The organism is Lacticaseibacillus suihuaensis, assembly GCF_054785075.1.
Genome location: NZ_BAAGBJ010000009.1, coordinates 74,523 through 90,238 on the forward strand (window position 1 = coordinate 74,523; position 15,716 = coordinate 90,238).

The 15,716-nt window shown below is 60.6% G+C and carries 13 protein-coding genes; 1 reads left to right on the forward strand and 12 read right to left on the reverse strand.

From position 1 onward, the window contains the following. Positions 1-14: 14 nt before the first annotated feature. The 12 genes from ACYVRZ_RS09125 to ACYVRZ_RS09180 all read right to left on the reverse strand — a co-directional run bounded on the left by ACYVRZ_RS09125 (position 15) and on the right by ACYVRZ_RS09180 (position 14,437). Positions 15-326 carry an MAG6450 family protein gene (locus ACYVRZ_RS09125; protein ID WP_461226305.1) on the reverse strand — a complete coding sequence of 104 codons (312 nt, stop codon included), beginning with the start codon at positions 324-326 and terminating at the stop codon, positions 15-17. Between the two features lie 133 nt (positions 327-459). Then, positions 460-957 (reverse strand): Panacea domain-containing protein, encoded by a 498-nt coding sequence (locus ACYVRZ_RS09130; RefSeq protein ID WP_461226306.1) that lies wholly within the window; start codon positions 955-957, stop codon positions 460-462. A 102-nt stretch (positions 958-1,059) separates the two neighbouring features. After that, positions 1,060-1,737 (reverse strand): type 1 glutamine amidotransferase domain-containing protein, encoded by a 678-nt coding sequence (locus ACYVRZ_RS09135; RefSeq protein ID WP_461226307.1) that lies wholly within the window; start codon positions 1,735-1,737, stop codon positions 1,060-1,062. A 593-nt stretch (positions 1,738-2,330) separates the two neighbouring features. Further along, positions 2,331-3,476, reverse strand: a complete 1,146-nt coding sequence (locus ACYVRZ_RS09140) for a class C sortase (protein WP_461226308.1) — start codon at positions 3,474-3,476, stop codon at positions 2,331-2,333. 83 nt (positions 3,477-3,559) lie between these two features. Beyond that, positions 3,560-5,248: a SpaH/EbpB family LPXTG-anchored major pilin gene (locus ACYVRZ_RS09145; protein WP_461226309.1), complete on the reverse strand. Its 1,689-nt coding sequence runs from the start codon at positions 5,246-5,248 to the stop codon at positions 3,560-3,562. Further along, positions 5,245-6,360, reverse strand: a complete 1,116-nt coding sequence (locus tag ACYVRZ_RS09150) for a prealbumin-like fold domain-containing protein (RefSeq protein ID WP_461226310.1) — start codon at positions 6,358-6,360, stop codon at positions 5,245-5,247. Before ACYVRZ_RS09150 ends, ACYVRZ_RS09145 begins: the two co-directional genes overlap by 4 nt. Beyond that, entirely contained in the window at positions 6,357-9,824 is a 3,468-nt protein-coding gene (locus ACYVRZ_RS09155) for an MSCRAMM family protein (RefSeq protein ID WP_461226311.1), read from the reverse strand. The genes ACYVRZ_RS09150 and ACYVRZ_RS09155 overlap by 4 nt, the downstream gene beginning before the upstream one ends. 624 nt (positions 9,825-10,448) lie before the next feature. Beyond that, a complete protein-coding gene (locus ACYVRZ_RS09160; RefSeq protein WP_461226312.1) occupies positions 10,449-11,759 on the reverse strand; it encodes a C40 family peptidase in 1,311 nt (436 codons plus the stop codon). A gap of 397 nt (positions 11,760-12,156) precedes the next feature. After that, positions 12,157-12,714, reverse strand: coding sequence for a hypothetical protein (locus ACYVRZ_RS09165; RefSeq protein ID WP_461226313.1), 558 nt, complete (start codon positions 12,712-12,714; stop codon positions 12,157-12,159). A gap of 292 nt (positions 12,715-13,006) precedes the next feature. After that, a complete protein-coding gene (locus ACYVRZ_RS09170) occupies positions 13,007-13,597 on the reverse strand; it encodes a cadmium resistance transporter (RefSeq protein ID WP_461226314.1) in 591 nt (196 codons plus the stop codon). 60 nt (positions 13,598-13,657) lie between these two features. Continuing rightward, the gene (locus ACYVRZ_RS09175; RefSeq protein ID WP_461226315.1) at positions 13,658-13,885 is read right to left on the reverse strand and encodes a DUF2922 family protein; all 228 of its coding nucleotides are present in this window, start codon (positions 13,883-13,885) and stop codon (positions 13,658-13,660) included. 324 nt (positions 13,886-14,209) lie between these two features. Then, positions 14,210-14,437: a hypothetical protein gene (locus tag ACYVRZ_RS09180; RefSeq protein ID WP_461226316.1), complete on the reverse strand. Its 228-nt coding sequence runs from the start codon at positions 14,435-14,437 to the stop codon at positions 14,210-14,212. A 138-nt stretch (positions 14,438-14,575) separates the two neighbouring features. On the opposite strand from ACYVRZ_RS09180, the gene ACYVRZ_RS09185 reads away from it, so the two are divergent. After that, positions 14,576-15,628 carry a GH25 family lysozyme gene (locus tag ACYVRZ_RS09185; RefSeq protein WP_461226317.1) on the forward strand — a complete coding sequence of 351 codons (1,053 nt, stop codon included), beginning with the start codon at positions 14,576-14,578 and terminating at the stop codon, positions 15,626-15,628. Positions 15,629-15,716 lie beyond the last annotated feature (88 nt).

The following is a 15,716-nucleotide window of genomic DNA, read 5'->3' on the forward strand; positions in this document are numbered from 1 at the left end:
GGGTCGGCGCCATGTTACTCACGATGAAACTGATCTGCAGGATCCAGCCGGTGGATGACAAAGTAGCCATCCATGTTGTAGTACCCGAACAGGCGAAAGGCGGCGCGACCCGGCCCGTAATGAAGCATGGTGACGGTCTGTTCGGCCACGCGTTCGGTCATTCGACCGCCGTGCGGTCCCTTGGTGCGAAGATACAGCGCGTCGACCTGGGTGATCGTCAGCCGCTTACCCACCGTGGCCGCCAAAAACTGATTGAACGCTCGTAGCGCCGGTGGTTTCAGATCCTTGAACTGATAACGATTCTCAAGCTGGTGGTCAATCGTCACAATGAACTGCCGGCTTGTACGTGTGTCTCGGGCCAGCCTCATACTGGCATCCGCCGCCGATGGTCGATTTCGTTCGGTCAAGCGTTCTTCGGTGGTTGGCGCCACCGGCACCTGTTCGGTCAGCCGGCGCATCTCAGTCACCCGCATAGATGGTGAGGTAAAACTCGCGCATTGCCTCATCCGCAATCACATTGGCGCTGGCCGCCCATTGATTGAGCTCGCCTCGGGCCTCACGCCACGGCCGTTCCTGACGCGTCAGCGCCTCAAGTTCGTTACCCGACTTGTCTCCGTAAGTCAGCCACACCGAGGCCAATAGCTCCCGAACGGTTGCATCCCCAAGCGTAACAGCCGGCCCCTGGGCAATCTCTGTCCAGCCGTATGTCCGATACCTGTCGTGTAACTCTGGCGACACCGGGCCGTTGGGCCATGCCTCGAAGTGCGTGTCGCCGATGATGGGATACTGCAACAAGGCATCACCCCAAGCCTGCGCATAATACACCAATTTTTGGAGTTTTCGAGGCGGCATGGCCGCCTGAGCCAAAAACCAATCCGGCAACGGTCGCATACGACAGTTGAACTTGCTGTAGCATGGCGCTTCCTCCTTCACGTATTCTCCGATGATGGATTTCATTGTAGCATGGCAACCCGCGTGACGTGAAGATTATCGGCCCATGGCGCAGCAAAACGCCGCGATGACAGGCTTTTCGCACCAGCAATTGGAACAAAATCGGTCTCAGCCGATCGCCGCCAGCACCAGCCTGGCCACGGCCTTGACGGAAAACGGATTCTGCCCCGTGATCAGCTGGCCGTCCTGCACGGCAAACTCTCGGTAGGCCCGTTTTTGGACGAAGTGGGCCCCCCGGGCCGTGGCGGCCTGGCGGTTCAGGAACGGGACGATGCGGCGCTTGCCGGCCAGCAGCTCCTCGCTGGCGGTGAAGCCGGTGATCGTGCGACCGGCGATCAGGCGCTGGCCCGAGGCGGCGGTCACGTTCAACAGCCCGGCGATGCCGTGACACACCGAGGCGACGATGCCGCCTTGTGCGTGAATGGCCGCGGCCAGCTGAGCCAGCCCGGCTTCGTCTGGAAAATCCCACATCACGCCGTGGCCGCCGGTGTAATAAATCGCCGCGTAATCGGCCGGGTTGACCGCGGCCGGGGCCAGCGTGTGGGTCAGCGCCCGATCGATGAAGTCCGGCTGCTCATACACGCGCATGATGTCGGCGTCGACGTAGCGCATGCTGCGCGGATCCAGCGGCACGAAGCCGCCCTTGGGACTGACATAATCCACCGCCACGTGGTGAGCGGCCATCGCCGAGACGAACTCGGCGGCCTCCCCCAGCCACAGCCCGGTCGGTTCGGCCCTGTCACCGTACTGCATCACATTGGTTTCAACCACCAGCACTTTGGTCATTGTTTTCCTCCCTCGCCGTTCAATATTGTGACTCATTAAACCATCGCCGGGCGGCCCAGTCAACCGGCTACCACCCGACCACACTAAAAAGCGTCCGGCCACTGCGCCGGACGCGCCGAAGCCACCGCGGGTTCAAACCCGTGGCGGCCTCGGTTATTCTTGTTGGTGACTTGCGTTCTTGTGCCGATGGCCCCGCGGCGGCCGCGCTGCTGCGCGGCACGTTGGGACAAGCCCCCTGTCAGTTCGGCGCCGCAGCTACCTCGCAAGCGAGTAGGCACCGGACTGTGCGGCAGGAAGATGGTGGTCCACACACTGGTGGTCGGCCCCAATCGGAGGAGGCCGTTGCACGAAAACGTCGACGTTGTTGCCTGGTTCGGCATGGCATGGGTGGGGGTACTGGGAATGCTTATGTCCCGGACCTTCCCCCTAAGCAGTAGAGTTGCAAGCGCTGCGGCCGCGGCGTTTTCCCTGCCCGTTGACAATCATCTGAAACTAGTGTAAGCCCTACCATTTCAGCCGTCAACTTTGAAGCTCGCTTTCCGCCAATTTTTCACCACGCGCAAAAGGGCCGCAGCCGCGGCCCTTCCCAGTCCCTATTTGACAATTCGCCACACGCCGTCTTCCAGCGTGACGCGCTGGCCCTTCTTCGGGTAGAAGCGCATTTTCTGCTGGCGCAGCTTCTTGACCCCGCAGGCGACGCGCCACTTGCGGCCCTCCTCCTTCAGCAGGTAGGTGCGGCCCGGCAGGTCGGCGATTCTTGCGGTGCCATCCGCCGCGGTGGTCACCGTCAGCACCTGGCGCTTGCGGTACAGCGGCTTGCCGTTGGGTTTGCACAGCCGGTACGTCACGTCTGGCACCGGGTTGCCGGCAGCGTCGACCACCGTGAACCAAAGGTCAAACAGGTGGCGCCGCAGCAAGAGTCCGTGCAGGTAGCGGCCGAGTAGCCCCAGCGTCAGCAGCAACGCCGCGATGCAACCGATCAGAATCGCGAGCTGCTGCCAGGTCTCGGCGCTTTGAGCGGCCTTGACTTCCTTGGCGATTTTGGCCGTGTAGGGTACCCGGTAGCCGGTCAAAAGCAGCCGGTGCGAGTTGATCATGTACGGGGTACAGGTCAAAAGCGTCGCGAGGTCGCGGCCGGGTTCGATTTTCAAGACATCGGTGTCCTCCGGCAGCACGACCTGGATGCGAAAGACCTTGTAAGCCAGGTGGTGCTTGCCGACGGTGAAAACGAACAGGTTGCCCTTCTTGACCCGGTTGAGGTCGGAAAAAAGCCTGCGGTCGACCAAGCCGCGGTGGCCGGCGACCACCGTGTGGGTGCTGGGGCCGCCGGTCGGCAGCGAGGTCCCCGGCACCACGGCGGCGCCGACGGCCAGCGTGTCGTCGGTCAGCGTCTTGAACAGCGGCACCGTCAGCGCGATTTTGGGCACCGTCACCGTGCCGAGCTGGTCCTTTTGCAGGTTGACCTTGTCTTTTTTGTCCATGCCGGAAAACGGATCGGCGTCGGCATGCAGCCCGGACTTCTTCAAGGCCGCGTTGGCCTTGGCCATCTTGGCGCGTTGGGCCTCGACGTTGGCCGCGTTTTGCTTTTCCACCTGGGCCACGCGCCGCGCGTCCAGCAGGCTGTTGAGCGATTCGACGTAAAACGGGTACAGCGCGACCACGACGCCGACCATCAGCAAGACGACGGCAATCGCCTGGGTGATCAGGTGGCCACGGGCCCGGGGGTGTTTTTGTGCCATTGCCGCTCCTTTCCATTCGACCCTTACAGCAAGCGCCAAGCCTCGCGACTTGGCGCCTGTTAAAAGGTCGGATCAGTTAACGATTAAACTTCTTCGTGGTGCTTGCCGCGACGCAGGAAGAAGACGCCAGCCGCCATGATGGCCAGCCCGGCCACGATGACGATGTAGATCCCCATGCCACCGGTGTGTGGGAGGATACCCTTTTGGGCGTTTTCGACGTTGCCGAACTGCTGGATTGTGCCATCAGTGTTAGCATCCAGCGTAAATGTTTTTGGTTCGGTCAAAAGTGCGTAACCATCCGGAGCCTTGGTTTCAATCAGCTCGTAGGTGGTAAAGCCCTTCTTGTACTGAGCACTCGTGGAATCCTTAACATCCGCGCTGTAGGCCAGGCCATCGACAGTGACCAGACCCTTTTCTTCATCCTTAGTGTCAGCAGTACCAGAATTGAAAGTAGAACCATCTGCTTCTGTCGTTGTCCAAGTAATGGCCAATGTGTCCGGATCTTGAACAGCATACTCGGTGTTGCCATCCACAAGACGGGCCACCTTGAATTCGGCATTAATCAGCTTATCCTTGGTGTTCGCATCAACCTTAGTGAATTGAATTTTACCAATTTTTGGTGTGTGTTTACTTGTGGTCGTAATAGGATCGTTACCACCAGGTGTGACAGTAACCGTGTTGTCCAATCCCGTGTTCACTGGTGCATCTTTCGTGATGGTTGCAGTGTAGGTAATGTTCAGCGTCACACCGTTAGGAATATCCGTTGGCATCTTGACGGCAGTATCATCGGTCGTTGCATCGCCGTCTGTCGTTGCATCGCCGTCTGTCGTATCGGTTGCTTCAGCCGGCTGCGCGAAAGTTAACTTAAACCCATTATCGACAGGAGTCTTGGTGTAGTCAGCAACAGGCACTGTCTGCTTCTTGTTATCGGCATCAAGGTATGAAACCTCAATGCTGTCCATGTCAGTGACAAGCCCCTGCGACGGTGCATCGGCTACGGTGTAGCCGGTGAGAGACTGGAAGTCGGTGCCGAGGGTGCTATCGATTTGGTAATGAACCTTGTCGCCAATCTTGGCGCCAACCACCTTATCTGAATCGGATGCAACCGGCGTCTCATTAATGGCCGTTACATCCTTGCTCAGCGTCTTGCTGGTGACGTTCTTCGGGTAAAGGTGAATATTCTTATTTACTTCCGTTGTATCACCCTTGTAAATTGGCATGGGAACAACCAGTGGTACCGCCTTGACAACGGTCGTGTCGTCGTCAGCGAGTTTAGGTGCTGGCGTTGTGGTTTCAACGAACGCATAAGTCGCGTAGGTGTCACCACTCTTGAGATTCAGGCCGCTGAACGTGGCTAACCCATCACTATCTGTGGTCTGAGTCGTACCAACCGCTTTGGCATAATCTGGAATAGCTTGAGCCAGCTCATCACTAATAGACTTGATGGCATCTTCGGGTTTTGAACCATCGCTAAGAAGCTTCTGATATTTGCTTGTCACATCATAGGCTACAAAAGTTGCGCCTTCTTGAGGCTTGCCGGAAATTGCGTCGCTATCATCTTTACCGTCGATTGTTGTTTGTACAGAACCGGTGTTGGTAATGTCCTGAATATCCGTTGCCTTGTCGTACTTCAACTTGTGCAGTGTGACGCTGATATCTCCCGTTGTTGATTCTGCCGCGCTAACGGTCTGAACCCCTACGGCAGCTTGGAATGCCAGCGGCAGAATCAGTAACGCGCTGGCAAGGAGGTGCTTGAGTTGTCCTTTTTTCATTGTTTTTCACTCTTATTCGTCTTGGTGTGGAACCAAAAATATAGTGCGATGCCGATGATGACGATCCCCAAGAGCGCCATCGCGGATCTGGCCTCCCCGGTCTGGGGAAGCCAACCGCCGGTGATCGGCAGGTGTGGCCAAAAGCTATGGTGCGTGGTGGCCGGTGGCTTGGTGCTTGGCGTCGAAGGCGTCGCCGGCGTTGGCGGCGTCGTCTCCTTGCCAGGCGGTCCGGCTGGCTTCTGCGGATTGTAGACCCGCAGGCCGGCCCGGCCCGACTCGCCGTTTTGGATGTGCCCATCCAGCAGGTTGGCGAGCCGGTGGCCGTTCAGCCACAGGTCCGTGGCCGTGACGCGCAACGAGACGCGCCGGGCCGCGGCGGTGATGGTGAAGCCTTGCGGGGCTCGGACCTCGCGGAACCAGTAGCGCCCGGCGGGAAGCCGGATGTTTTCCAGCAAAACCGCGCCGGAGGCATCCGAGCGAAGCTTACGAACCGCCTTGTCAGTTCGCGGTGCGGTGCTGGTCACCCAGCCGCCGTCGGTGCTCAGGTACTGCCGCGACCCGTCGTGGGTTCGTGCAAGCACGAAGGCCGCGCCGGCAAGCGGCGTCTTGGCGCCGTCGACCAGCGTCGCATACTTGTAAAAGTACACGGCGGCGGTTTCAGTCACGGGCTTGGGATACGCCTCAACCACGCCGTCTGCCGGTGTGACCGCAACGATCACCGCCAGCGTCCGGGCGAAGCCGGTGAAGTCCAGCGTCGCCGACGTGTCCTGCAAAAGCAGGTAGTCGCGGTTGCCGCTTGGCACCACCAGGCTCTCGGCGCCGGTCGCGGCCGCCACCAGGTGGTGGTTGGCCACGAACTGGCGCAGCTTTCTGGCGTCTGCGGCCTGCAGGCGCAGCCTGAGCTCGGCCAGCGACTCACCGGCCGCCTTGCGCTTTTGGGCGTAGGCGGTGATGTCGTAGGCCGCAAATTGCGGCTGCCCCCGCGACGTGATCGCGCTTGGCGCGTGAATCACGACGGTGGCGCTGGCGGCCTTCACCGGCTGCCCCCTCAGGCCGAGGCCCAAGGCGCAGCCGATCAGCAGGGCGATGAACACTTGAATCGTTTTCCTCATCCGCGTTCACCCGCCTTTCGCTGGACATGCGCCAGCCAGAACAGGCCGGCCGCAGCGGCGAAGGTCATGGTCGCCAAGATCAGGGGCACCAGTGGCCCCGCCCCACCCGTTTTGGGCAAAATGCCCTTCTTCGGGTCTTTGACGGTGAGGGTGACGACATGCGCGTCCTCATCGACTGCCGCCACCACCTGGTGCGACGCGGCGTCCTTGGCGTCGGCCGCGGTCACCGTGGTCCCTTGCCAGGTCAGCGTCGGCGGCGAGTCGTCGCTGGCGGTCTTGATGGTGATGGCCCCGTTCAGCGGCACGTAGCCGTCAGGCGCCGTGCCTTCCTTCAGCGTGTAAGTGGCGCCCATGTCGAGGTTCTCGATGGTGGCGCCGGCCTTGGCCGTCGGCTTCAGGGTGGTGACGACCTTGTCGTCGGCACCGGTCAGCGGGAACGCCGCCCCATCAATTGATTGGCCGGTGTCTTGGTCGACCTTGACGACCTTGAGCGTCCAGGGCTTGGCCTCGGGCTGGTCGGTGAAGGTCATCGCGTAGCCGCCGTCGGTGAGCTCCAGCGTGACCGGCAGTTTTTTAATCTCGTCATCGGACAGGGGCGAGCCCTTGTCGTCAACAAGCTGACCGTTTTGAATGTATATCGGGGTCTTATCGACCGTGTAGCCGACCGGCGCCGAAATCTCCCACAGCTTGTACCGCACCCCGGCCTGCATGCTATGCGTGTAGGTGACAGGGCTAGCACTGAAGTTGGTCAGGTGGCCATCGATGTCGGTAATCAAGACGCCCGGATTGTCATCCCCGCGCTGCCAGAAGAAGACGGCGCCGCCGAGCGGATCGCCTTGCGGATTGACCTTGGTGATGGTCAGCGGCTGCAGCGCGTCCTCTTGGGTAAAATGCACCAGGTGAATCGGGCCGCTCTGCGTGTTATCGGCCGAAAAGCCGTTATCGGTTTGCGCCGGCAGGTCGGTCCAGATGGAGTCATCGGTGAGTTGCGCCTCCGCTTCCGGAATGGTGGTGGCCGTCAGCACCGTCTCCTGCCAGTCATATGTTGTGCCAGTCACCGGATTGCCGGTGGTGCTGAGGCGCAGCGCGTAGATTTTGGAGCTGAGCTGCAGTCCCGTCGGCGCCTTAGTTTCCTGCAGCAGGTAAGTCCCTGGCCGCAGTTTGGTCGTGGGATGCAGGTCGGCCTCGGTGGTGGTGATGGTTTTCGGTGCGGTGCCGGGATTGCTCAGATCGGTCAGCGTGTAGCTGGCGCCGGCCAGCGGCTCGTCTTCGTCCTTGGTCAGCTTGGTGATATCAAAGCCGAACTCCGCGTTGGTGACGGTCAGCTCGCGCTTGCCATCGATGTTTTTGGCCTCATACACCGGGGTGTAGCCGGCCGGTGGGTCGGTTTCCTTCACGTAGTACACCAGCTCGTAGCCATCGGTTCGCGTCGGCAGGTTGCTGACGGTAATCGACCAGTTATTATCTTTGGACAAAACCAGCGGGTCATGGTCGACCTTGGTGTCATGCGTGGTGCCATCCGGATCGGTGACGCGCTGGTAAAGTTCCATCGTGACCGAGTCGCTGGCCGGATTACTGCTGGTCAGGCCGGACCACTTCTTGGTCACCGTGACGCTGGTGGTGTCGGGTAGCTTGCTCGGCTCGTTGGTGACGATTCGGTTGTTCGACTTTTCGTCGGTGGTGCTGGTCCAAGGGTTGTACTGCAGGTCCCAGCGGGAGACCTCGCCGCCGGCAACATTAACCGAGTTAGCAATCATCGAGCCGAAAATGTGACCCTGTTTATTAATCAGGTTGGCCCCAGGTGCCAAAATCGTGCCGTAGAACGTATCACTGGAAACGCTGATGGTTTTGCCCTCGGCGTTCTTGTAGTTCCAAAGAATCTTGTTGGAGTATTGAGCGCGATCTGCATCGTCTTCGAGTGGCATCGGGGTGGCCGAAGCCGCATCCAGTGCATCCTTGGGTGAGTTGGCGGCGGAGACGAACACGACGTTCGGGGCGCCGACGTCCAGGTTGTCCGGGGCCCCGGTGAAGTCGATATTGATTTCAACTGGCGCCGCGTTCTTGGACAAATCCATGTTCAGGAAGTAGACCTTCCCGCCGGAGGTGACATTGCTGCCGACCGCGAAAATCTGGTCGTAAGGAATATTGAACTCACGGGCCATTGGCGTCGTGCTGGTGCGGAAGGTCGTGACATCGGTATCGATGGTGGTCGGCATCGCGTAGCCCTCTGGCGCCGCCACTTCGCGGAAGCGGTAGTTACCGGAGACGTTAACGGCGACGTTAATTTCACCTTTACCATTCGTATTCAGAATGTAGATGCCGGCGGTCAGGCCGTACTGCTTGCCATCCGCCACCTTGTACAAATCGTTGTAGGCGGTGTCTTCCGGAATAATCTGGTGCTGCGCGTCATACAGGCTGGCCGGCTTTGTGATCAGTTTGTGGTTCTCGTCGTAGGTCGGGTTGCCGTCGTCATCGGTCACCGGCAGTTCAGTTCCCGGCGCCATATCCGCCCACTTCACCGGATCCGGTGAGCCACTGCCGGTGTAGGTTGCGGGATACACCGGGTACTGCACCGTGAACCGGGCCCCGGCCAGCAGGGCGCCGGTCTCGGCATCTTTCTTGGTCAGTTTCAGCGCGTAGGCATTCTCGTAGGTGTCCCCGTAAGCATCGGCGGTCCCGGTGTTGTTCAGGTCATAAATGGTGAGGTTGGGATCCGCGGTGTCTAGGTCAGTCAGCTTCTCCTGCTTGTCATCGTTGGACAGCTCATCGGACTTGAGGTCGAGGCTGTCGAGGACGGCGGAGATGTTGATGTACGGCGCAACACTGTCAGCCAAGGCAACCTGGCCGGCCTTCAGGTGATTAAAATCATGGCCGTTAATCGCATAAATCTGATCGGGTCTAGTGGTAACCTGAAGGCCACTAATGCCGCTGCCAAGAACTAACTTCGGGTTCAGCGAGGGATCATCCGTGATATCAGGAAGCGTGTTGGTACCATCCGCAAAATTCTGATAGTAGAAGACATCGCGGCCATCCGTATCGTTGGCACCAGGGCCGGTGACCAGCTCGCTCTTGAGCTCGGTCGGGCTGGCAATCCCGTTACCCCCAGATGATATCGTGCCAGCGGCCACGTTCCCGTGAACGTTGCTGGCCAGGGTCACCGTGTTGGCAAAGATGGTGAAGTGCTGGGCACTGCCGAGGTAGTCGTTTTGAGTGGCGGGAAATTCGTTGGCGTAGGTCTGAATCTGGGAAATCGGTAATCGCGCGTCGTCGCTGCCGATGCCGGAATCGACGGTCATGCGGGGATCTTGTGTGACCCGAGGCTCAACATCGCTTGTGGTTTCGGCATTGGTGTTCGCAAAGGCATTGACCAGCACAAAGTAGGCGACCCAAAAGACGCCCATTAGGCTCAATGCTGCGCCTAATAGACGACCGAGTCGTCTCAGCTGTGCTAGTTGCTGTTGCATCGCCAATAACCCCCCAGTCATTGTTGATGTGTAATGGTGGCCCAGTGCTTACTCTGGGTACGAAACTTACACGTTGCCCCGAAAATTGTGTCGCGTCACGATACGAATACAGTTTGTATCCATGTGAATGCGTACTAAGTTATGGTTAGTAAACTCAAAAGCTATACAGGCTCATCGTACAAGAAAATTTGTCAAATGTATATGGTTTTGCAAATATTAGTGCGAATATTTTCAATAATCGTCTGGGTGATTGTACCGCAGGCGGCCCGGCGAAACAAGCGGTCAGGACCAGTCACGGCCCGTCACGCCGGGCTTCGAGAAACCGCTTGCAAGAATGCACGCCTTAGGATTTCTTATGTTACTTATCAAATTTTATAACCGAAAAATTGAAAACGTGACGTGCAAACTCCCGCCCAGGGGCCTCACCCGTACCAATCGCCGCCGCTGACCGCTGCAGTCAGCGTTCGCGTGGCGCCGCCAGCCGCCCGGCCGGCCAGGCGCCGCCGAGCTATTTTCGCTCGCAATTTTTCCGCCTTTTTGATCTCGGCGACTGGGCTATACCAAGCAAAAATCGGTTCTGCCAGCTGGCAGAACCGATTACGGTGTGACCTATTCAGTCCGAAATTACAGGCGACGGGCGAAGCTTGGCATGAAGCCGGCGGAGATCGTCGCGATGCGAACCACGTCGCCTTCCTGAGGTGCGTGGATGTACTTACCGCCACCGATGTAGATGGCGACGTGGTAGGCGCTGTTGCGGCCACCCCAGAAGAGGAGGTCACCGGCCTGCAGGCTGCTCAGGGATACTTCGGAGCCGTAGTGAGCCTGTTGCGAAGCCTGGTGCGGCAGGGAGATACCGACCTGGGCGGCGGACCACATGACAAGCCCGGAGCAGTCGAAGCCAACGGATGGGTCAGCGGCGGCCCAAACATAGGCCTTGCCCTGCTGGGATTCGGCGGCGGCGATCATGCTGGAGAAGCTGCCGGCCGAAACGTGGCTGGTGCTGCCGGTGTTGGCACTTGAGCTTGCGCTGTTCGAGCTGGTCGTGCTGCTGTGGTGCGAGGTGCTGGAGCTGGTGTTGGAGACGACAGTTGCGGCGCTGGACTTGCTGCTCGTGGCCTTCTTGACGGTCGTTGCGGCGCTGGTCGCCTTGGCGATCGCGGTATCTTGCGCGGCCTGGGCGGCAGCGGTGGCCTTCGCCTGCTCGGCGGCGGCCTTCAGTGCGGCGGCCTGGGCGGTGGCGGTGGTCAACTTCTTTTCAAGGGCGGCGATTTCGTCCTTGTTGTCATCCAGCTTCTTGGCCAAAGCGGCGGAGTCCTTCTTGGCCTGCTTTTGCAAGCTGGTCAGTTCCTTCTTGTCGGCCTCCAGCTGGTTCTTGGTGGCGACCAGGTCGGCCTTCTTATCTTCCTGGGTGGCTTTGAGCGTCTTGACCTTGGCCTTGGCGGCGTTCACGGCGTCCAGCGCATCCTTGCTGGCGGAGTTGAGCTTGTTGACGGTAACGCCGCGGGAGACCAGGTCGGACAGGTCCTTGGCGTTCAAGACGAAGTCGACGTAGACGTTACCGGTGATGGAGTCGCCGGCCTTTTTCTGCAGGGAAACCAGTTGCTTTTTCAAAACAGCTTTGCGGCTCTTGATCTCCTGGTTCTCCTTGGCGATCTTGGCTGCGTAGCTGGCGATGGTGTCTTCAGTGGTGCTGATGTTCTTCTTGGTGTCGATAATGGCCAGCGTCTTGTCGGAGACCTTGTTATCGATCTTGGCGACCTTCTCTTGGGCCGTCTGCAGTTCCTTAAGCAGGGTCGTGGCTTCGCTCTTCTTGTTGCTCAGCGCGGACTTCGCCGAGCTGACATCGTCGGCGGAGACGGTGTTGCTGGTGCTGAAGGTGCCTGCTGCCAGGATGGTCATCAGGGCAGCCACTGTGATTGATTTTGCGAATTTCATAAATTACACTCCCTTACTTCACTGTCTAAGAATATAGCAGACCAAAGTTACAGCGCTGTTACAGCGAAGTTAACGATTCGCGGCGCTTGTCATGAAAACGGCCGGTTGTAACACACGGCCCCGGTCCGTGGCGGCCGCAATCCCGCGTCCCGACTGGTCTCGCGGCCATCTGACCCCGGTCGATCCACTCTGTCCAAAATGTCACAAACTTTTCGCCGAATAGTCCCGGAATTCGCGCAAAACCGCGAACCCAAGCCGGTGTGGCCGGCCAATGCCGAACATTGCGCCGACGCAAAGACCCGCCTGAGCAACCAATGCTTCCGGTTGCCCAGGCGGGTCGGCGTCAGCGGCGGCCGAGCGGCGCCACTGACTAACTATATAGAAGAAACACGATTGATCACCGCACCCCGGCGATGAACAGCGCGGTCAGCTTGCTCTGGTCGCTACCCGGCTGCGCGTCAATCAGCGCGTCGACCAGAATCATCAGGAACCGGCGCAGCGTCGCCTCGTCGTTGGTCGCGGCGATTTCGCCGCTGGCGCGACCCTGCGCGATGATGGCCGCCCAAAGCTCGTTGTTCCAGGCCGTCAGCTGCGCGGCGTGGGTCGGTGACGCCTGCAACCGCAGGAACAGCTGCTGGAAGCCCTTGCCCGGAATGCCGGCGCGGAAGGCCTGGGCGCAAGCGGCGAACTGCGTGATGCGCTGGGTCAAGGGTACCCCCGGCGCCGTCGCCTGCTTTTGCGCCTGGCGGTAAAACCGCGAGAACGCCCGCATCCCCGCCAGGTCGATCAGCTCGTCCTTGCGAAACGAGTTACGCATCGTCGCGTAATCCACCCGCGCCAGCACGCAGATCTCGCTGACGTTGAAGTGTCCGATGCCCTTCACCTGCATCAGCTGGTCCGTCGCCGCAATCAGCCGCTCCTGCGCCGTGTCTCGCGCCTGTGCCGTTGTCTCCAAAAATGCCACCCCCATGACGTTATGCGTCCATGTTACCACAGGGTATCAAGACGCGCGAATCTGAAGCACGCGGTCGCGGCGCCGATTGAACGGTCGCGGCAGCGCGTGCTTCGATCGAACGGTCGCGGCACGGCGGCGCTGAAATAGTTGCGCCGCCTTTTGAATGATTGCGGTGCGGTGCTGCCTGAACGGTGGTGGCCCGGCGGCGACCGAATGGGCGCGGCCCAACACCGTTCGGCTTGGCACGGTTTTTCCCATCATGTCGGCGATCAACCGCACCGGGTCAATCGACTCACCCGCCCAGTGCCAAAAGCGCCGCGCGAACCGCCGTCTGCAGCTGCCCCAGCAGGTCTGAATCCCACATCACATAGGCGCCGACCAGCACGTAGCAGGCCTTGGTCGGCGCAAGGCTGCGAGCCTGAATCTCCGCCGCCCAGGCCGGGTGACGCGCGACGGTGCTGGCGGCCAGCACCACGACCACCGTCGCCACGCCGATCAGCACCCCGGCCAGCAGCGCCTCCGTGACCCCGATGCCGGTGAGAATCGGCAGGTACAGCGCGAGGTGGCAGCGCGTGGTCACCGCAAGCACCGTCAGCACCACCGCTACCGTCGCGGCCTGCGGCGACAGCGCCGGGTCCGTCGACGACTTGGCGTGCAGCGCGTAGACCAGCGGCAGCAGGCCGACGCCGCCGACCACCCAATCGGGCACAATCAGCTCAAGCCCCAGGCCCAGCGCGTAGCTCAGCCCCATCAGCACCGCATCCGCCGCGAGGTAGCCCAAGGTGACCTGAAGCGGCGCGTATTTTTGTAGCAAAAACAGCAGCAGGAACAGGTACTCGAGGTTCACGCTGACAAAAGCCAGCAGCAACAGAATCAATCGCATGGCGCTTCCTCCTTTGCGCGTTAACGCCTATGTACCGGGGAGCGGACTCCCCGGGCGGCGCTAGGCCTGATAGATCTGTTCGACATCCGTCGCGATGTACCACGCCTCAAGCGGCTGGACGTACAGCGCGATGCCGCCGATGCTGAAGAGCTGGGCGTTGGCCATCGCCGCCATCATCGTTTCGACGGCCTCGGTCGTCGGCTTCGCGCCGATGTTGCTCATCGTCAGCGTGCGCCGAAGCCCACTCGCGGCGGCAAAAACCAGCCGCAGTTGAACGGTATCATTCATGTGATTCACCTCCTTTCGAAGAGAGGGTGGAGCCGAGCGCTTAGCCAACCGGCCAGCGTAGGGCTGGCGCTTGACGCGTCCTTTGCGCCGAGTACCGGTCCTAGCTGGACGAGTTGGCGATGCTCGGCGGAGAACCCGTTTAGAGGGTGGAACGCCGCGCAGTTAGCGGGACGGGTAGCCTAGCCGTGGCGCTTGGGGCATGTCCTTCGCCCCAAGAGACGCGGCGTAGCTAGCCGCTCCCGCGTTGCGGCGGTGAACCCGTTTAGCCGGTGGAACGCCGCGCAGTTAGCGGGACGGGTAGCCTAGCCGCTCCCGCCCTCGCGGTTACGCGGTCGGCGCCTCGACGTCTGCGGTGACCTGGTAGACCTTGGTCATCACGGCGTCCGCCAGGTGGTAGCCTGGGTTGAGAATCGCCAGGGCCTCACCGTAGCTGGTGACCGACGCGTCGCGCGGATCGAGGTTGACGTTGCCGAAGCTGCGCTTGAACGTGTCCGTGGCGTCCGTGTCGCTCGCGTAGGTGTACACCACGTGAACAGATTGAATCAGTTGCATTGCACTCACCTCCCTTGCGGCCGGATTAAGCTCTCACTTGGGCCTACACCTGTAAGGCAACAATTTTGGTCAAAAGTGCTAGGGGGTCTAGCAACTTTCGGTCAAATTGTTGCCTTATTCAGTAAGGAGGCGAAAACAATGACACTCAATGGCATCGATATTTCCAGCAACAACGCAGTCGGCGGGCAATACATCAACGCTGGCGGCGTCCCCGGTAGCTTCGTGATTGTCAAGGCCACGGAAGGCGTCGCTTACAAAAATCCGGTGATGGCCCTCAACCTGAAGCAAGCGAGCGACACGGGTAAGCTGCTCGGGCTTTACCACTACCTACGCAACAACGACCCAGTACGTGAGGCCGACTACTTTCTGGATGTAGCCGGGCCTTACCTAGGCCGGGCGCTTTTGGCACTCGACATCGAGGACAAGCCGCTGCTCAGCCAGGCCGGGCCGGATCACGGGCTACTTTTTCTCCAGCGGGTTTTCAACCTGACCGGCGTTCGGCCGCTGGTCTACACCAACCTGGCTGAGGAACGCACCCGCAACTGGGCCAAGGTCGTGCAGGGCGGCTATGGCCTGTGGCTGGCCCAGTACAACAACTACAACCAGGTCACCGGCTACCAGCCCCGGCCGCTGCCGGCCGCACCGCGCTGGTGGCCAGCGGCAACGCTTTTTCAGTACACCAGCAGCGGCCGGCTGCCGGGCTGGGCCGGGCCTTTGGACTTCGACGTGTTCAGCGGCGGCAACGCCGACTGGGCGGTCCTGGCCGCCGGCACTAAGGGCACCACGGCGGTCACGCCCAAGGACCCGGTGGTGACCGCCGCCCAGGCCTTCCTCAACCAGCACTTCAAGGCGGGGCTGGTCGTCGACGGCGTCGCGGGACCGCTGACGAAAAAGGCGCTGGTGCGTGGTGTCCAGGCCACGCTCAACGCCTTGTACCACGCGGGACTGGCCGTCGATGGCGTGTTCGGGCCCCGCTCGGCCCAGGCGATGCGGCCGCTTGGCACCGGCGCCAGCGGCGACCTGGTGCGGTTGATTCAGATTGGCCTGCACCTGGCCGGCCACGATCCGCAAGGCGTCGACGGGGTGTTCGGCGCCAAGACCCGGGCCGCGGTGGTGGCCTTCCAGCAGGCCAGGCGACTGGCGGCCGATGGCATCGTCGGGCCGCTGACCGCCACGGCGTTGTTCGCGTAACCCTCCCGCCGCCAACAGACCAAAAAAGCCACTGGTGTTCACGCGGCCGCTGCCTCAGCAGCTGCGCCGTCACCCGCGGCTTTTTGAA